The organism is Leucobacter faecis (assembly GCF_054456695.2).
Map to the genome: position 1 here is coordinate 1 of NZ_JBTJER020000007.1, position 17498 is coordinate 17498.

Annotated in this window: 15 protein-coding genes and 1 other RNA gene; 9 read left to right on the forward strand and 7 right to left on the reverse strand. The window is 65.1% G+C overall.

What is annotated here, in order from left to right; genetic code table 11:
* The 5 genes from ACXR2W_RS08895 to ACXR2W_RS08915 all read right to left on the reverse strand — a co-directional run.
* A partial coding sequence (locus ACXR2W_RS08895) for a pentapeptide repeat-containing protein (protein WP_489948843.1) occupies nt 1-1595 on the reverse strand: 1595 nt, incomplete at its 3' end.
* Between the two features lie 210 nt (nt 1596-1805).
* Nucleotides 1806-3047 (reverse strand): MFS transporter, encoded by a 1242-nt coding sequence (locus ACXR2W_RS08900; protein WP_458812724.1) that lies wholly within the window; start codon nt 3045-3047, stop codon nt 1806-1808.
* 31 nt (nt 3048-3078) lie between these two features.
* Nucleotides 3079-3726, reverse strand: a complete 648-nt coding sequence (locus ACXR2W_RS08905; protein ID WP_458812726.1) for an MBL fold metallo-hydrolase — start codon at nt 3724-3726, stop codon at nt 3079-3081.
* Between the two features lies 1 nt (nt 3727).
* Complete coding sequence (locus tag ACXR2W_RS08910) at nt 3728-4573, reverse strand: universal stress protein (RefSeq protein WP_458812728.1); 846 nt, start codon at nt 4571-4573, stop codon at nt 3728-3730.
* A 124-nt stretch (nt 4574-4697) separates the two neighbouring features.
* The gene (locus ACXR2W_RS08915) at nt 4698-6134 is read right to left on the reverse strand and encodes a glyceraldehyde-3-phosphate dehydrogenase (RefSeq protein WP_458812730.1); all 1437 of its coding nucleotides are present in this window, start codon (nt 6132-6134) and stop codon (nt 4698-4700) included.
* A 226-nt stretch (nt 6135-6360) separates the two neighbouring features.
* Between ACXR2W_RS08915 and ACXR2W_RS08920 the strand changes: the two genes are divergently transcribed.
* From ACXR2W_RS08920 to rnpB, 6 genes are all read left to right on the forward strand, one after another.
* The gene (locus tag ACXR2W_RS08920) at nt 6361-7245 is read left to right on the forward strand and encodes a MetQ/NlpA family ABC transporter substrate-binding protein (RefSeq protein ID WP_458812732.1); all 885 of its coding nucleotides are present in this window, start codon (nt 6361-6363) and stop codon (nt 7243-7245) included.
* Between the two features lie 122 nt (nt 7246-7367).
* On the forward strand, nt 7368-8405 hold the full coding sequence (locus ACXR2W_RS08925) for a methionine ABC transporter ATP-binding protein (protein WP_458812734.1): 1038 nt from the start codon (nt 7368-7370) through the stop codon (nt 8403-8405).
* The gene (locus ACXR2W_RS08930; RefSeq protein ID WP_458812736.1) at nt 8405-9070 is read left to right on the forward strand and encodes a methionine ABC transporter permease; all 666 of its coding nucleotides are present in this window, start codon (nt 8405-8407) and stop codon (nt 9068-9070) included. Before ACXR2W_RS08925 ends, ACXR2W_RS08930 begins: the two co-directional genes overlap by 1 nt.
* A 5-nt stretch (nt 9071-9075) precedes the next feature.
* A complete protein-coding gene (locus tag ACXR2W_RS08935) occupies nt 9076-9915 on the forward strand; it encodes a Nif3-like dinuclear metal center hexameric protein (RefSeq protein ID WP_458812738.1) in 840 nt (279 codons plus the stop codon).
* A 10-nt stretch (nt 9916-9925) separates the two neighbouring features.
* Nucleotides 9926-10669, forward strand: coding sequence for a zinc ribbon domain-containing protein (locus ACXR2W_RS08940; RefSeq protein ID WP_458812740.1), 744 nt, complete (start codon nt 9926-9928; stop codon nt 10667-10669).
* 50 nt (nt 10670-10719) lie between these two features.
* Nucleotides 10720-11096, forward strand: an RNA gene (gene rnpB / locus ACXR2W_RS08945) — RNase P RNA component class A.
* A gap of 203 nt (nt 11097-11299) precedes the next feature.
* Here the strand turns inward: rnpB and ACXR2W_RS08950 are convergent.
* Nucleotides 11300-11476: a hypothetical protein gene (locus ACXR2W_RS08950; RefSeq protein ID WP_458812742.1), complete on the reverse strand. Its 177-nt coding sequence runs from the start codon at nt 11474-11476 to the stop codon at nt 11300-11302.
* Nucleotides 11477-11587: 111 nt separating this feature from the next.
* A complete protein-coding gene (gene map / locus ACXR2W_RS08955; RefSeq protein WP_458812744.1) occupies nt 11588-12454 on the reverse strand; it encodes a type I methionyl aminopeptidase in 867 nt (288 codons plus the stop codon).
* 49 nt (nt 12455-12503) lie between these two features.
* On the opposite strand from map, the gene ACXR2W_RS08960 reads away from it, so the two are divergent.
* The 3 genes from ACXR2W_RS08960 to ACXR2W_RS08970 all read left to right on the forward strand — a co-directional run bounded on the left by ACXR2W_RS08960 (nt 12504) and on the right by ACXR2W_RS08970 (nt 17205).
* Nucleotides 12504-12707 (forward strand): methionine aminopeptidase, encoded by a 204-nt coding sequence (locus tag ACXR2W_RS08960; RefSeq protein ID WP_458812746.1) that lies wholly within the window; start codon nt 12504-12506, stop codon nt 12705-12707.
* Between the two features lie 148 nt (nt 12708-12855).
* Nucleotides 12856-14193, forward strand: coding sequence for a type I glutamate--ammonia ligase (glnA, locus tag ACXR2W_RS08965; protein WP_458812748.1), 1338 nt, complete (start codon nt 12856-12858; stop codon nt 14191-14193).
* A 3-nt stretch (nt 14194-14196) separates the two neighbouring features.
* Complete coding sequence (locus tag ACXR2W_RS08970; RefSeq protein WP_458812749.1) at nt 14197-17205, forward strand: bifunctional [glutamine synthetase] adenylyltransferase/[glutamine synthetase]-adenylyl-L-tyrosine phosphorylase; 3009 nt, start codon at nt 14197-14199, stop codon at nt 17203-17205.
* The last annotated feature ends 293 nt before the right edge of the window (nt 17206-17498 follow it).

Consider the following 17498-nt stretch of genomic DNA (forward strand, 5'->3'; position numbering starts at 1 on the left):
TCAGCAGTGCTGGCGGAGCCAGCGGTATCGAGGCGGCCCGTGAGCGAGACCGGCACGAGCACCTGCACCCGCGCGGTTACCCGCAACCCGAGCCGCTTGCGCCCTGCCGTGCGGCCCGTACCCGCAGCCCCAAAGCTCGCCCCGGCCACGTCAGCGCCAGTCGCATCAGTACCAGCCAGATCAGCGTCAGCCAGATCAGCGTCGGTTACATCAGCACCGTAGAAGTCTTCATCCGTGAGGTCACCATGCGCGAGCAGCGCGACCAGGCTATCGGCCCGCGCCTCGCCCAGGGGCCGTTTCAGCGCCGACACCGCGGCCGCCGATAACGGCGTGCCGGCCGCTTCGGCCGCCTGTTTGCCCGTGGCCATGTCGCGTTCTTGCAAGAGTTTCGCGTACTGGGTGACACGATCAAAAATGACGTGCGCCTCAAAACTCGTCACGACGGCCTGCACCTGGCACATGCCGTCATCGAGCTCGACCAGGCGCACATGCCGGTCACGCTTGGCCAGCTGGTGCCGGTCATCAAACGTCACCCCGGCCAGCTTCTCAGCCATCCGCTTCGCCGTCGGCGCCACCTTCGGCGCGGTATCGCGCTTCGCATGCACCACCAGCGCCCGATCAAGCAGCGCATACCGGCGCGCCACCTCTCGCGCCACCGTGGCCTCATCATAGAGCGCCTCACCAGCGGTCTCACCGTCACCCGTCACACCGTCACCCGTCACACCGTCACCAAGCTCGGCGGCGGTTTCGAGGGCAGCCGTGCCACTGGATGTTTCGTCGGCGGCCGTGGCAGCGGCGCCGGAGTCTGTGTCGTTGTTTGTAACGGCGTCAGCTTGAGCGCTTGCTTGGGTGGCTGCTTGTGCAGCGGCCTGGTGGCCGATGATGCGGCCCGCGTTTACTAGGCCGCGCACATGCTGGTCAGTGACTTCACCCTTCGCCAGAGCCCCCAGCATGACCGGGCAGCGCTCGACCGCATCAACCGCGTGTGACATGTCGTGCCCCACCCGCCCCTCGGGCACCCGCAGCGCGGCCGCGATCTCAGCCCGCACCACCCGGTACGACCGGTCACGCCACACCTGCGCACCCCGCGGAAGCCTAATCGCAGGCAACCCAAACGACTCCCCGCCCGCACCCGCAGCGTTGCCTGTGTTGCCGTCAGTGTTGCCTGTGCCGCCCACGGCACGGTTGCCGCCTGCTTCTGCGTCGCCGCTTGTGTCGCTGCCCGTATCGCCGTCGTCGGCGCTACCGCTCGTGCCGGGCTCAGCTTCCCTGGCGGCGATGCTCGCTCGCACGACGGCTTCGTCGGTCACAAACGCCGGCTGCTCCACCGCAGACGAAGCGCCCGCTGCATCCTCAGTGCCCTCGGTGCCAACGCCCTCGGCGTCATGACCCTCGGAGCCGGCATCATCATTTTCGCCCGGCGCGGGCTTGAATGGCCAGTCACCCTCGGCTTCTGCCAATTTGTACGCCTCAGCCAGCAACACCGTCAGCTCGGCCTGCAGCGCCCGCATGCGCGCATCAACCTCCACGACCCGAGTGACCAGGTCGTTCAATCGCCCCCGGTTGGGGCTCTCGACACTGAAAGGATGTTGCATGATTCCATTACAACAGGGACCTACGACATTACGATTTACCGTTGAAAATATACGGAAGTTGAGTGTGATTGAGGTGCTGTGGATCCTGCGACTCCTTCGTCGCGCAGGATGACTGGAGGGGTGCGCAGGATAACTGGAGGGGTGCGCAGGATGACAGGGAGGGGAGTGCGCAGGATGACCGGGAGAAGCGTGGGCAGGAAGACGAGCGAGCTACAGCTCGCCGATGACGGGCAGCCCGACCGTATCGCGGCTGCGGGCCTTGTCGCGACGCTCGACCGTGAGGCTCAGCGCCGCGAGCAGCATGCCGGCGACCGCGAGCGCGACGCCCACCCAACCGGGCGCGCGGTAGCCGAGGCCCGCCGCAATGACGAGGCCGCCGAGCCATGCACCGAGACTATTGCCGACGTTAAACGCTGCGTGGTTCACCGCGGCGCCCAGCAGCGCAGACTCGTGCGAGATACGAATCAAGCGGGTCTGAATCGTGGGAATGAGTGACGACGACGTGACACCGATGCAGAAGACCGTGACGAGCAGGCCCACCACGGTTTGGGCCGTGAGCGCATAGGCTGCGAGCGACACGATGAACAGTGAGAACCCCCACGTGATCGTGCGGGCCATGCTCTTGTCACTCGCCCAACCGCCCAGCAGGTTGCCGATCGTCATGCCGACACCGAGGCACGCGAGCACCCAGGGTACGGTGTGTTCACCGAGGCCGGTCTCGCGGGTCGTCACCTCGGCGATGTACGAGTACACGGCGAAGAAGCCGCCAAAGCCGATCGCGCCGACCGCGATCATGATCCACACGCGCACGTTCGCGAGCGCCGAGAGCTCCTTGAGCGGGCTTCGGCTGCGGTCACCGGGGTACCGCGGCAAGAAGATGAGCGCGAGCACGAGGGTGGCCGCAAAGATGGCGGCGACGAGAATGTACGCCGAGCGCCAGCCCGAGGTCTGGCCGAGCCAGGTCGCCAGCGGCACACCAAACACATTCGCGATGGTGAGGCCCGACAGGGCGAGCGCGACGCCACGGCCCTGCATGCCCGGGCCCATGATCCGGGCCGCGATGAGTGAGGCGACACCAAAGTACGCGCCGTGGGGCAGCGCCGCGATGAACCTGAAGATGGCGAGCGTCCCAAAGGTGGGCATCACCGCCGAGGCGACCGTGCCCAGCACAAAGAGCCCCAGCAGCCAGTAGGTGAGCGTCGCTTGCGGCATGCGCGCCGCGAGCACCGCGAACACGGGTGCTCCCACGACCACCCCGAGCGCGTAGGCGGTGATGAGCACCCCCGCCCGGGCTATGACGGTCTCGGGCGACGCGTCATAGCCCGGCAGAAGCTCGCGGGCGATATCGGGCAGAAGCCCCATGCTGGCGAACTCCGTCACCCCGATGCCGAAGCCGCCGAGTGCGAGGGTAAACAGCGCGATCGCGCGGTGGGCGGGGGAGAGCTGAGCCATGCTGGCCTTTCAAGCGGGGACAGGCGGGGAGTTACCAGCCGCGCGAGCGCCAGGCCTCCATTTCGGGGATTTCACGTTCGATCGACGTCTCCGCGCCATGGCCGGGCAGCACCCGGGTGGCACCGGGCAACGTGAACAATTGCCGGTCGATCGACGAGAGAATTTCAGGGAAGCTCGAGTAGTCCCACCTTGTGGCCCCGGGCCCTCCCTGAAATAGCGTATCTCCCGAGAGTACCGTGTCCAATCCAGGCAGCGCGAAACACACCGACCCCGGAGTGTGGCCCGGAGTGTGCAGCGTGAGCACCTCGGTGCCCGCCACCTTAAACGTTGCACGATCCTCAAGCTCGAAGTCGGGCAGCACACCCTCATAGACCTGCTGCCACAGAAACAGGTCGGCCGGGTGCAGGTAGATGTGCGAGTCGAGGGCCTTCGCAGCGTCGACTGCGGCATCGATGTGATCCTGATGCCCGTGGGTGAGCAAGATGCCGAGCACGTCGCGGCCCGCGACCGCCTGTTCGATCGCGGGAGCGTCGTGCCCCGCATCGACCACGATCACCTGGTCGTCGTTGCCGACGAGCCAGACGTTGTTGTCGATGGGAACGCCCTCGGGCGGAAACCCGGGGGCGCCCACGCCGATAAACCCGTTCGTGATGAGTCGTTCAATACGCGCGTCGCTCATACTATGCACGCGTCACAATCACGGGGCAGGGGAGCGCCTGCAGCACACCGTGGCTCACCGAGCCCAGCAGCAGCCGCGAAATACCGCCGCGGCCGCGGCTGCCCACGACGAGCGCGTCGGCTTCTTCGCCCGCCTGGATCAGTGCCGCTACCGGCGGGGACTGCACGATGCGCCGCTCGACCGTGAGATCGGGGTAGCGCTCGGCGAGGCCCGCGACGCCAATGGCGATCGCTTCTTCGGCCGCCGCGCGCTGCGACTCGACGAGCTCCTCGCTCCAGAGGTACTCGAGCCCCGGCGTGAGCGGCGGCATCCACGCGTATACCGCGATCAGAGGCACGCCGCGCAGCGACGCTTCTTCGGCCGCGTACGCAATCGCGACCTTCGATGCTTCAGATCCATCGATGCCCACCGCGATGCCGGATCCGGTATTTTCGTTCTCCTTGGGGATCACCGCGACGGGGCAGTGCGCGGTCGCCGCCGCCTTCACCGCGCGGGTGCCAAAGAAGGAGCCTGCAAAGCGGCTGCCGCTGTGTGCGCCGAGAATGAGTAGGTCGGCGCGCTTCGACGCTTCTTCGACCTCGGCGATGGGGTGCCCCACGACCGCGGTGCCGCTGATTTCGCCCGTGTAGCCGAGCGTCTTCGCGTAGGCGATCTCGGCGTCGAGCATCTGCTGGGAGGCCTGCTGCGCCTCAGACAAAAACGCGACGCTCTCTGACAGGAACGAATCGTCGGCGACGTGCAGCAGCTCAACGTGCGCGCCGCGCTCGGCGGCCCGCGCGAGGCCCCAGGCGAGGGCGACGCGGCTGTGCTCTGAGCCGTCAACTCCGATGAGATATTTCTCGGCCATGATGGTCCCTTCTCTCGGTAGAAACGCCTTCTGTGGCGTCCTACCAAAAGACTATCGCGCGCACCCAGAAAGGGTGCGCGCGATAACCGAGAGTATTTACGCGTCGAGCGCTATGACTCGAGTGTTACGCGTCGAGTGCGGGCAGGTGCGCCGGGTGGCTGCCTGCGAGCTGCTCGATGATGCGCACCACCTGGCAGCTGTAACCGTACTCGTTGTCGTACCAGACGTAGACCACGGCGCTGTCGCCCGTCACGATGGTGGCGAGGCCGTCGACGATGCCCGCACGGTTCGAGCCGACGAAGTCGGTCGACACAATCTCGGGCGACTCAACGAAGTCGATCTGCGTGCGCAGTGCGCCTGTGAGGGAGACCTGGCGCAAGAAGTCGTTGATGTCGTTGCTCGTGGTTTCGCGCTCGAGCTGCAGGTTGAGCACTGCCATCGACACGTCGGGCGTGGGAACGCGAATCGCGTTGCCGGTGAGCTTGCCCTCGAACTCGGGCAGCGCCTTCGATACGGCCTTAGCCGCGCCGGTCTCGGTGAGCACCATGTTGAGCGCTGCCGAGCGGCCGCGACGGTCACCCTTGTGGAAGTTGTCGATGAGGTTCTGGTCGTTGGTGTACGAGTGCACCGTCTCGACGTGGCCGCGCTTGACGCCGTAGCGGTCGTTCAGCACCTTGAGCACGGGGGTGATCGCGTTCGTGGTGCACGAAGCGGCGCTCACGATCTGCTGATCGGTGATCTTGTCGCTGTTGACACCGTAGACAACGTTGAGCATGTCGCCCTTGCCGGGAGCCGTGAGCAGCACGCGAGCGATGCCCTGGTTCTTGAGGTGCTGGCTGAGGCCCTCGGCATCACGCCAGATACCCGTGTTGTCGACGAGGATCGCGTCCTTGATGCCGTACTGGGTGTAATCGACCGACGCGGGATCGTTCGAGTAGATCACCTGAATACGCACGCCGTTGGCGAGAATCGCGTTCTCGTCCTCGAGCACCTTGATGGTGCCGTTGAACGGGCCGTGCACCGAGTCGCGGCGCAGCAGGTTGGCGCGCTTCATCAGGTCGTCAGCGCCGCCCTTGCGCACGACGATCGCGCGCAGGTTCAGGCCATTGGCGCTGCCGGCGTGGTCGATGATGATGCGGGCGAGCAGGCGACCGATCCGGCCAAAGCCGTAGAGCACAACATCGGTGCCGGTGCTGGGGGCCGCGCCGATAGCGGGCGCGAGTGTCTCGCGCAGGTACGCGTCGAGATCGGTTTCGCCTGAGGCGCGGAAGCCCGCGGCGAGAAGGGCGAGGTCGATCGAGACCGGGCCGGGCTGGATCTGGGCGATGGCCTCGACGATCGCCGACGTCTCGGTGAGCGGCAGCTCAGCGTCGTCGATCTTGCGGGCGAAGCTGTGCGCCCGAATGATGTCGATGGGTGACCGGCCGATGAGCGAGCGACCGTGCACCGACATGACGATGTCGCGGTCGCGGTAGAGCTGGCCAATCAGCGGAATCATCCGCTCTGCGAGTTCCTGCTTCGCCTTCCAAGCCTCGAGGTGAGCATCAGCACGCTGGATCATGTGAACGGAAGATTCCTTTCGATGTTGACGAGTTCGGCCTGCCCGCCGCGACGAAGAGTGTCATCGACCAGTATCCCATGCCTGTGACAGAGTGTGACACCGCGATTTCGCAGGTACGCTCCGGTGCCCCATTCTTGAAGAGTTCGCCCCGTACAGCGGGGCGGTGTGCGGGCAGCGCCCCGCGCACAGCACCACCACACTTGAGACGCCTGGGAGGGCTCCAAACATGTTCAGCAAGAAGCGCGGCTTCATCACGGCCTCACTCACGGCACTCGCCCTCGCTGGTGCGGCAACGCTCGCGGGTTGCGCACCGGCCGCAGACGACAACGTCGTCACCATTGGCGTCGTGCCGGGCGGCCAGCCCTACTGGGATACCTTTGTCGAAGCGGCCGCAGATGAGGGCATCACGGTCGAAATCAAGGACTTCGCCGAGTACCCGCAGCCTAACCCGCTCGTGTCAGAGGGCGAACTCGATCTGAACCAGTTTCAGCACATCGCATACCTGGCAGCGCACAATGTTGACGCTGATGACGACCTCGTCGCCCTCGGCTCAACCGTCATCTACCCGATGAACCTGTTCTCGAGCAAGTACAAGAGCCTCGACGAGATTCCGAAGGGTGGCACGGTGGCCGTACCCAACGACGAGTCGAACCGTGCACGTGCACTTCTGGTGCTGCAGAAGCTCGGTTTGATCGAGCTCAAGGATGGCGGCAACTCGGGTTCCACTCTCGAGGACATCATCGCCGATAAGTCCAAGGTGAAGGTGACCGAGCTCGACGCGGCCGGGATCCCCGGTGCTCTGCCCGACGTTGATGCAGGCGTGGTCAACAATGACTTTGTTGAGCCTTCGGGCCTGAAGTTCTCGGACTCACTCGGCGCCGACAGCGCAGATGACGTAGCGGCCGCCCCGTACACGAACATCTTCGCCGCGCGTGCTGAGGACAAAGACAACGAGACCTACCTCAAGCTCGTAGACATCTACCAGAACAACGCCGATGTGCAGAAGGCTGTGAAGGACTACGTGGGTGAGGGGGCGATCCTCATCAACACGCCGGAGGCCGAGCTGGCTAAGATTCTCGCTCAGGCCGAGAAGGACTACAGCGCACAGTAAGCGACCCGCGTGACGGGCCACTAGCTCGAAATCGGGGCGGCGAGATTTCTCGCCGCCCCGATTCGTGTTCTGGTGGCCTGTGCAGTGAAAATAGATGGAACAATCCGCGGCGAGAGGACCTCATGACACGCGTGCAATTAAGCGGCGTCGGTAAACGCTACCCGGCCCCCAAGAAGGGCGGCGCTAGCGGCAGCGAGATCGTCGCCGTAGACGACGTCTCGATCGACGTCGCTTCGGGTGAGATTCACGCGATCATCGGCTATTCGGGGGCGGGCAAGAGCACGCTGTTGCGCCTCGTCAACGGCCTCGAGCGCGCGACGAGCGGCGTGATTCGCGTGGGTGATGATGAGCTAACGGCTCTGAGCGAGCGCGAGCTGCGCCCGGTGCGGCAGAAGATCGGCATGATCTTTCAGCAGTTCAACCTGTTTCACTCAAAAACGGCCGCCAAAAACGTCGAGTACCCGCTCATCGTCGCGGGTGTGCCAGCCGATGAGCGCAAGCGTCGCGTCGCCGAGCTGCTCGAGTTTGTCGGCCTGGGCGACCGCGGCACGGCGTTCATCGACCAGCTTTCGGGCGGCCAGAAGCAGCGTGTGGGCATTGCTCGCGCCCTCGCGACAAACCCCGGCGTGCTGCTCGCCGACGAAGCCACGAGCGCACTAGACCCCGAGACCTCGCAAGAGGTGCTTACGCTGCTCAAGCGCGTCAACGCCGAGCTCGGCATCACCATCATCCTCATCACCCACGAGATGGAGGTGGTGCGTGAGATCGCGCACCGCGTCACCGTGATGGATTCGGGCCGGGCAGTCGAGCAGGGGGCGGTCTTCGACGTGTTCTCGGCCCCCAAGACCGACACGACGCGCAAGTTTGTGGCGACCGCGCTGCCGAGCGAACCGACACAAGAGCACCTCGCGACGCTCATGGAACGCCACCGGGGAAGGCTCGTCAGCCTCACCTTCCGAGACGGCAGCGTCGACCAACCCGTCGTCTTCACGACGCTCGCCGAACGCGGTGTGAGCGTGAGCATCGTGCACGGCGGCATCGCCGAGGTGGGCGGCCGCACGTTTGGCAAACTCACCCTTGAACTCATCGGTGATGAGCTGCGCGTGGAACACGCGATCGCGGCCCTTGCCCAGCAGACCGAACTGGAGGTGCTGGCGTAATGGACCGGCTTCTTGAACTCCTCGCGAACGGCAAGTTTCTCGAGGCGACAATTCAAACACTCATCTACGTCGTCGTGGCGATGGGCATTGGTGGCGCGCTCGGGCTCGTCATCGGCGTGCTGCTCACGGTGACACGCGAGGGCGGGCTGCTTGCACACAAGGCGATCTTCTGGGTGCTCAACCTACTCGTCAATTTCTTCAGGCCGATCCCGTTTGTGATCTTGATCGCCGCCCTGCAGCCGCTGTCACGCGTCGTCGTGGGCACAGGCATCGGCGACCGCGCGCTCATGTTCGTGCTGTCGTTCGCCGTCACCTTCGGCGTGGCACGCCTCGTCGAGCAGAACCTGCTCACGGTGCCCCCGGGGGTCATCGAGGCGGCGCGCGCCATGGGGGCGAGCCCGTTCCGGATCATCCGTACCGTACTGATCCCCGAGGGTCTTGGCCCGCTCGTGCTCGGCTACACCTTCGCGTTCATCGCGGTGGTCGACATGACCGCCATGGCCGGCGTGATCGGGGGCGGTGGGCTCGGCAACATGGCGCTGCAGTATGGTTACCGTCAGTTCAACCCGTGGGTCACGTGGGCGGCCGTGCTCGTCATCGTGATCCTCGTGCAGCTCGTGCAGCTGCTCGGTAACATCTTCGCCCGCAGGCAGCTTCGGAGGTAACCCCCGTGACCGCATCACACACGATCGCCGACCTGCGCCTAGTGGCCGAGTCGCTCTGGCCCGCGGCCACCGCAGAGTCGTGGGACCGGGTCGGGCTCGTCTCGGGCCGTGACGACGCCCCGCTCACGCGCATTCTGCTCGCTGTTGACGCGGTGCAGGCGACCGTGGCCGAGGCGCTCGAGTGGGGTGCGAGCGCGCTCGTAACGCACCACCCGCTGCTCTTGCGCGGCATTCACTCCGTCGCCGAAGACACGTCGAAGGGTGCGCTCTTGGCCGATCTGATTCGGGGGGAGTGCGCGCTGTTCGCCGCGCACACCAACGCCGATCAGCCCGCAGGAGGCGTCTCTGACGTGATCGCTAAGCAGCTGGGGCTCACGGATGCTAGCCCTATTGTGCCGCTCGCCCAGGATCCGGCGATTGGCATCGGGCGCGTAGGCAGCCTCGCCGCGCCCGAGACCCTCGCCGAGTTCGCGGCGCGCGTCGCCAGCATCTTGCCGCCCACGGTGAGCGGGGTGCGTGTGGCAGGGGATCCGGATCGTGCCGTGCAGCGCATCGCCCTGCTGGGGGGCGCCGGTGACAGCCTGCTCGAGCACCCGCTCGTGCGCGGAGCCGATGTGTACCTCACGAGCGATCTGCGGCATCACCCGGCGCAGGAGTCGCTCGAGCTCTCGAGTGCCGCCGGTGGCCCCGCGCTCGTCGACGTGGCCCACTGGGCGAGCGAGTCGCTGTGGCTCGACGGAGCAGCTGAGACGCTGAAGCAGCTGCTGCCGGGGGTGGAAGTGCGCGTGAGCGATCTGTGCACTGATCCGTGGAGCTTTGCCGTGGGCGCGGGCGCGGCCCGATAGGCTTAGAGCTATGAAGGCTAGCCCCCGCCAGCAGCAGCTGCTGCTCGACCTGCAAGATCTCGACACTCTCATTGCGCAGCACCTGCGCAAACGCAAGTTGCTGCCGCAGCGCGCAGCCATCGCGGCCCTCGCCGGTGAGCTCGACGCGGCGAAGAGCGTGTTCATGGCGGCACAGCGCGAGCTCGACGCGCACACCGCCGAGTTCGAGCGTGTCGAGTCTGACGTGGAGCTCGTGGCACAGCGGGTGAAGCGTGATGAGCAGCTGCTCGCTGTTTCGACCGCGCCGAAAGAGGCGCAGGCGCTTACGGCGGAGCTTGCACAGCTCGCTGAACGCAGCGCGAAGCTCGAGGAAAAGCAGCTCGAGATCATGGAGCTGCAGGAGGGCGCGCAAGCGGCGTTTGCTTCTGCCACCGCAGCGCTCGAGGGCGTTGACGGCCGCCGCGCTGAGCTGCAGAGTGCGCTTGACGACGCCGAAGCGGCCATCAACCGTGAACTCGCCGTGTCCAAGAAGGAGCGGCTCGGGCTTTCGGCCGAGCTGCAGCGCGACCTGCTCGACCTCTACGAGTCGCTGCGCGGTCGCATTGGTATTGGTGCCGCCCGCCTGCGCGGCAACGTTTCTGAGGCCAGCAACATGGCCCTCGCCCCGGCAGAACTCGCGGGCATTCTTGAAGCGGCGCCCGACGAGGTCACTTTCTGCCCGGGCACCGGCGCGATTCTCGTGCGCGTAACCGCAGAGGCAGACCCCGCCCAGTAACGCGCGCGTGCGCCCGCTTAGCTTGAGGCGGGTATAGTTGATGCTTGGAATGGGTCGGTGAGACGGCCGCGTCGCGGCACGCAAGTGTTCGCGCCGAGGAACGTCCGGGCTCCGCAGGGGAGAACGGTGGGTAACACCCACCCGGGGTAACCCGCGAGAAAGTGCAACAGAGAGTAGACCGCCTGCCGCGGCTTGCCGCGGTTGGTAAGGCTGAAAGGGTGGTGTAAGAGACCACCGGCGTTCGTGGTAACACGGGCGGCCAGGTAAACCTCGTTCGGAGCAAGGCCAGACAGAGAGTGATGACGCGCCCCGCCGAGCTCTCGGGTAGGCCGCTAGAGCGTGTCGGTAACGGCAAGCCGAGAGAGATGACCGTCGCCTCGAAGTTCGCTTCGAGGAACAGAACCCGGCGTATGATCTGGCCCATTCCGCTTACCCCCGTTCTGCCGCATGATTATGCGGCGGAACGGGGGTTTTCTTGATGGTCCGGGGAGTCGCAAAAATCGCGCTCAGTCATGATTCAGCCATGATGGATTCTTGGATCGGACAGTTCGACGAGGACCTAGCGCACCACAGCACCCCGCCCTCGCCCCGGTCTCGGCGACAAAGTAGGCACCCGGTGGGGCAGCCACTTTAGTAGTGGCTGCCGTGGCGGCGCGTCTTACTCACCGCCCACCAGGTGCCAATGCCCACCGTGAGCACGATGCCGGCCCACAGGAGAAAACTCACCTCCGTGAGCGCGGCCCCAAAGATGATCATCGCGACAGCGACAAGCATCACTTCTAGAAACATTACGTCTGGCGGTTGCATCACACACCTCATTTCCTCGTACTTCCAGTATGCGCCTCTGGCGCAGAAAGTACACGGGGTGCGTAACGCCCGTCTGAGGAGCCGTCTGAGGCGTCCGCTCAGCGACTCTCGTTACGACAGCGTGAGGAGCTCAAAGCCGTTCTCTCGCACCACGATCGTGTGCTCAAACTGGGCGGTGATGCTCTTGTCTCGGGTGGTGATGGTCCACTCGTCATCCCACTGCCGCCACTCGTGGGTGCCGAGGGTGAGCATGGGCTCGACGGTAAACACCATGCCCGGCTTGATGATGTCACCGTAGGCGGGGGCCGAGTCGTAGTGGGGAATGATGAGACCAGAGTGAAACGACGAGCCAACGCCATGACCGGTGAAATCGCGCACCACGCCGTAACCAAACCGTTTTGCATAGGTTTCAATGACGCGCCCAATCACGTTTACCGCGCGCCCCGGTTTCGCTGCTTTGATGCCGCGCATCATGGCCTCGTGTGTGCGCTCGATCAACAGATCCACTTCGTCAGGCACCTGCCCGACCCGAAAGGTGCGGTTGAGGTCGCCGTGCATCCCGTCACGATACGCCGTCACATCAACGTTCACGATGTCGCCCTCGCGCAGCACCGTATCGTCGGGCACGCCGTGACAAATGACCTCGTTCACCGACGTGCACGATGACGCGCGATAGCCGCGATATCCGAGCGTCGAAGGGTAGGCGCCCTGTGAAATCACATAGTCGTGGGCGATGCGATCGAGTTCAGCTGTGGTGACGCCGGGCCGTACCGCTTCTGCGACGGCGTCGAGTGCCCGCGAGGCGATGCCGCCCGCGATACGGATTCGATCGATCTCCTCTTCTGTGTACGTGTTATCGCCCTCGTACGGTGGCGGAGTCTTCAGCCCAACATATGGTGGGCGCTCAATGTCGCTCGGCACCGTGCGAACGGGGGGAAGAGAACCGGGGATCAAATGTCCGTGTGTATCGAAGGGCATAGCTCTATCCTAGGAGTGCGCACTAGTCGCGTTGAAGGAGGCGAAAGAAATGAGCAGTCAAGACTGGGGTATCGATGACCCCGAAGAGACGTACTGGTTCAACACGCTCACGAAGTTGGTCGAGCGCGGGCCGCAATCGCCCGGCGTGGATCGCATCGGCCCGTTCAAGACCCACCAAGAGGCAGAGCGCGCGCAGGCTATCGTGAACGAGAAGGCCCGCCTGTGGAACGAAGAGGACAACGACGAGTCCTAACCTCGGCGCCTCGCAGCACCACCCGCGCGCCCGCGTTTGGGCTGTAACACGCTCGACACGGGCGCGCGGTATCGTGTGCCAGTGAGACGCAACGATGCCTCACGAATCAAGCACCAGCACAAATACCTCAGCACAGGACGGAGTGGGCGTGAGTAAGCAGCGAGATTTTGTTCTCCGCACGATTGAAGAGCGCGGCGTAAAGTTTGTACGCCTCTGGTTTACCGACGTCTCGGGCACCCTTAAATCGGTGGCGCTTGCCCCCGCCGAGGTTGAGGGCGCGTTCAACGAGGGCATCGGATTCGACGGTTCAGCGATCGAAGGCCTCACTCGCGCGTACGAGTCAGACCTGCTCGCGATTCCCGATCCCGCCACGTTCCAGCTGCTTCCGTGGCGCAGCCAGCAGGCCCCTACCGCGCGCATGTTCTGCGAAATTCGCACCCCCAATGGCGAGCCGGCCGTGGCCGATCCGCGCAACGTGCTCAAGCGCACCCTCGAGCAGGCGGCCGACCGCGGGTTTACGTGCTACACGCACCCCGAGATTGAGTTCTATCTGCTGAAGTCGAAAGAGTTCGGCCCCGGTGGGCCGGTGCCCGTCGACCGCGCCGGCTATTTCGACAATGTGCCCGGTGGCACCGCCCATGACTTTAGGCGTGAAAGCGTCGAGATGCTTGAAGACCTGGGCATCTCGGTCGAGTTCAGCCACCACGAGGCAGGCCCGGGTCAAAACGAGATCGACCTGCGCTACGCCGATGCGCTCACGACCGCCGACAACATCATGACCTTTCGCACCGTGGTGAAAGAGGTTGCGATCTCGCAGGGCGTGCACGCAACTTTTATGCCTAAGCCGCTCGCGGGCCACCCGGGCTCAGGAATGCACACGCACCTGTCACTCTTTGAGGGTGACACGAACGCGTTCTACGACCCCGGCGCAAAATACCAGCTGTCACAGACGGGGCGCCGTTTCGTCGCCGGCCTGCTGCGCCACGCGCCCGAGATCACGGCCGTCACAAACCAATACATCAACTCGTACAAGCGACTGTGGGGCGGCGATGAGGCTCCCTCATTTGTGAGCTGGGGCCACAACAATCGCTCTGCACTCGTGCGGGTGCCCATGTACAAACCCGGCAAGGGAGGCGCGGCACGCGTCGAGTACCGGGGCATCGATACGGCCGTAAACCCCTACCTGGGCTTCTCAGTGCTGCTGGCCGCCGGACTCAAAGGCATCGAAGAAGAATACGAGTTGCCGCCCGAAGCAGAAAACAACGTCTGGGCGCTCAGCGACGGCGAGCGCCGCGCCATGGGCTTTGACGCGCTCCCCGTGAGCCTCGACCACGCGCTGGCTGTGATGGAACGCTCTGAGCTCGTGGCCGAGACGCTCGGGGAGCAGGTCTTTGCCTACTTTATTCGCGACAAGCGCCGCGAGGTGGCCGAGTATCACAGTCAGGTGACGCCTTACGAGCTCGCCTCGATGCTCGACACGGTGTAGCGAGTGGTCGACACGCAGGCAGTGCTGCGTCTCACCGATGTTGCGCGCGCCGGGTTTCAAGAACTGGGCGTGGCGCGTGACGAGCTGACTGAGTTGGCTGAGCACGTGGAGCTACCGGTTGCTGCTGTGCTCGCGGCGTTCGCGGGCGCGGCTGATCCCGACGCGGCTTTAGGCCCGGTGCGCAGGCTGGCCGAGCAGCATCCGGATCGCGCTCGCGCGCTCGATCCGGAGACCCTTGGCAGGCTGTGCCTGCTCGTGGGCGCGTCCCCCGCGCTCGGTGACTTCTTTGGCCGACATCCCGCGAAGCTTGAAGCTATCTTGCGGGGCGGCGGTCGCGTCGTCCAAGAGGCCGAGGCGCGCGCAGAGTTGCTGGCCGCGGCGTCACCGTCGGGCGAGCTGGGCTGGGTGTCTCTGCGCACCCGGTACCGCGAGCTGCTGGCCGAACTCACTCTGTTTGACTTGGCGGCCAGCCGTCAGGGGCGCGCGGCCGAGGTGTTTGAGGAGGTTGCGCGTAGTCTGTCTGGCCTTGCGGGGGCGGCGATTGAGGCCTCGCTGGCGGTGGCGCGTGCAACGCTGGCGGCGGGGGAGTCTGGCCCGCCGGTACCCGCCGCGCGCCTCGACGCGGTGCGCCTCGGCGTCGTCGCGATGGGTAAGTGCGGGGCGCGTGAACTGAACGTTGTCTCAGACGTTGACGTGATTTTTGTGGTCGATACCGCCGACGACGAGGTCGTGGACGGCGACGCGCTGATCCGGATCGGAACAAGACTCGCGAGCGAGACGATGCGGGGCATTCATGACCCTGCGTTTGAGCCGCCGCTGTGGCAACTGGATGCGAATCTGCGGCCCGAGGGGCGACAGGGGCCGCTCGTGCGCACGCCGGGGTCGATGCGGGCATACTATGACCGCTGGGCGAAGGCGTGGGAGTTTCAGGCGCTGCTGAAGGCGCGGCCGCTCGCGGGCGATGTCGCGCTCGCGGAGGACTTCGTGGCGAGCACGCGGTCGCTCGTGTGGTCGTCGGCGTCGCGCCCCGATTTTGTCGGTTCGGTGCAGCGCATGCGGCAGCGTGTGACCGAGCACATCGATGATGATGAGCTTGAGGTGCAGCTAAAGCTCGGGCCAGGGGGCCTGCGCGATATTGAGTTCAGCGCGCAGCTGCTGCAGCTCGTACACGGACAGTACGACGAGCGATTGCACGTGTCGGGCACGCTCGATGCGCTGCGGGCGCTCGTGTCGGGCGGCTACATCGCGCGGGCCGACGGCGAGGCGCTTGCGCACGATTACCGTACGCTGCGGGTGCTGGAGCATCGGCTGCAGTTGCACGGACTGCGGCGCACCGCGATCATGCCCACCGGAGACGATGAGCTGCGCGTGCTGGCGCGCGCCTCGGGCTTCGCGACGACCGGGGGCGACCTGCGTGCGCTCTGGGAGCGCACCAAGCTTGAGGTGCGCAAACTGCACCTCAAGATCTTTTATGCCCCGCTGCTGAGTGCGGTCGCGGCCCTTCCTGATGAGGAGCTCGTGCTGAGCGGCGATGCTGCGCTCGCGAGGCTCGCCAGCATCGGGTTTCGTGACCCTGCGGGCGCGATGCGGCATCTCGCGGCGCTCACTCGCGGCACGACGCGCAGGGCCCGGATCAGGCGTAACCTCATGCCGGTGCTACTCAATTGGCTGTCTGACGGTACCGACCCAGACTATGGGCTGCTCGCGTTTCGGCGCTTGAGCGAGGCGAACGTTGAGAGTCCGTGGTACCTGCGACTGTTGCGCGACGGCACAGAGGCCGCCGAGCGGCTCATGCGGGTGCTGTCGTGCTCAAAATTCGCGGGCGGGCTGCTGGAGTCGATGCCCGACGCCGTGGCATGGTTGGAGCGCGATGAGCTGTTGCAGCCGCGCACCCTCGGCGTTCTGACCGACGAGATGCGCTCACTCGCGTCTCGACGCGCGACGGCCGCAGAGGCGGCGGTCGCGCTGCGGGCTGTTCACCGACGCGAGGTGTTGCGCCTCGCGCTCGGTAGGCTCACCGGTGTGCTTGACGACGCGAGTGTGTCGCGCGGACTCGACTCGGCTCACACTGCGCTGCTTGATGCGCTGCTGGCCGCAGTGCTGCAAGAAGGAGCGGGCCAAGCACCTTCTGGTTTCGCACTGACGCTGATAGGCATGGGACGATTTGGTGGCGGGGAAATGGGGTTCGCCTCAGACATCGATCTGGTGGCGGTGTTTCGCGCAGACCCCAGTGCTGCGGGTGACACCGCGTTACGGCATGCCACAGGTGTGGTGGGGCAACTGCGCAAGCTCGTGTCAGACCCGCGGTTTCCCGTCGACCTCGATTTTGATCTGCGCCCCGAGGGGAAAAATGGTCCGCTCGCCCGCAGTCTCGAGGCCTACCGTTCGTACTACGAACGCTGGTCGGTGACGTGGGAGGCGCAGGCTCTGCTGCGTGCGCGCCCCGTTGCCGGCGACGTGTCCCTCGGTGAAGCGTTTGTCGCTCTCGCTGATGTGATCCGGTATCCGGCCGCGTTTCCTGAGGATCGGGTGCGCGAGGTGCGGCGCATCAAGGCGCGCGTTGAGGCAGAACGCCTGCCGCGCGGGCAGGATCCGCGTAGGCAGCTGAAGCTCGGGCCAGGGGGAGTCTCTGACGTCGAGTGGCTGGTACAGCTCTTGCAGCTCGAGCACGGTGATCGTTATGTGCAGTTGCGCACCGTGTCAACGCTGGCCGCGCTCTCGGCGGCCGTCGAGAGCGGCCTTGTCGCTGCGGCCGACGCCGAGCAGCTCGAGGAGTCGTGGGAGTTTGCGAGTTCGGTGCGCTCTGCGTTCAAACTGTGGAACGGACGCGGCGGGGACTTCTTGCCCACGGACTGGAGCGACCTTGCCGGGATTGCGGGGGTGCTGGGGTGGGAGTCTGGGCGCACCACAGAGCTTGAAGAACGCTGGTATGCGGTGTCGCGACGTGCACGCAACGTGACGGAGCGCGTGTTCTTTGGGTATGACGATGACGAGCGTTTTTTGCCCCGTTAGTGACACATGCATCGGTTTACCCGTTGTTCAACAGAATGTTACGGCGAGTTTGGTAACAACACTGGAGATGTTCGTTACGCAAGCGTAACCTTATCGTTATGAAGTACCTGCAAAGCTTCCTCGAAGCCCTGCTCGCTGAAGACGGGGCTGAGTTCGAAGATGAACTAGAATCCTGACCAATCACCTACCGCGCAACGAAGCTGTTGCGCCCGAGAAACGAAACGGCCTGCGCCCCATCTGGTTTCAGATGGGGCGCAGGCCGTTTGCGTACGTTGGGCACGATCACGGTGACG

Excerpts from the sequence above, each read along its gene's own strand:
- ACXR2W_RS08920 (WP_458812732.1), top strand. The coding sequence starts at position 6,361 with ATGTTCAGCAAGAAGCGCGGCTTCATCACGGCCTCACTCACGGCACTC.
- map (WP_458812744.1), bottom strand. The coding sequence starts at position 12,454 with ATGCCCTTCGATACACACGGACATTTGATCCCCGGTTCTCTTCCCCCC.
- ACXR2W_RS08930 (WP_458812736.1), top strand. The coding sequence starts at position 8,405 with ATGGACCGGCTTCTTGAACTCCTCGCGAACGGCAAGTTTCTCGAGGCG.
- ACXR2W_RS08960 (WP_458812746.1), top strand. The coding sequence starts at position 12,504 with ATGAGCAGTCAAGACTGGGGTATCGATGACCCCGAAGAGACGTACTGG.
- ACXR2W_RS08905 (WP_458812726.1), bottom strand. The coding sequence starts at position 3,726 with ATGAGCGACGCGCGTATTGAACGACTCATCACGAACGGGTTTATCGGC.
- ACXR2W_RS08925 (WP_458812734.1), top strand. The coding sequence starts at position 7,368 with ATGACACGCGTGCAATTAAGCGGCGTCGGTAAACGCTACCCGGCCCCC.
- ACXR2W_RS08950 (WP_458812742.1), bottom strand. The coding sequence starts at position 11,476 with ATGCAACCGCCAGACGTAATGTTTCTAGAAGTGATGCTTGTCGCTGTC.
- ACXR2W_RS08900 (WP_458812724.1), bottom strand. The coding sequence starts at position 3,047 with ATGGCTCAGCTCTCCCCCGCCCACCGCGCGATCGCGCTGTTTACCCTC.
- ACXR2W_RS08910 (WP_458812728.1), bottom strand. The coding sequence starts at position 4,573 with ATGGCCGAGAAATATCTCATCGGAGTTGACGGCTCAGAGCACAGCCGC.
- ACXR2W_RS08940 (WP_458812740.1), top strand. The coding sequence starts at position 9,926 with ATGAAGGCTAGCCCCCGCCAGCAGCAGCTGCTGCTCGACCTGCAAGAT.
- ACXR2W_RS08915 (WP_458812730.1), bottom strand. The coding sequence starts at position 6,134 with ATGATCCAGCGTGCTGATGCTCACCTCGAGGCTTGGAAGGCGAAGCAG.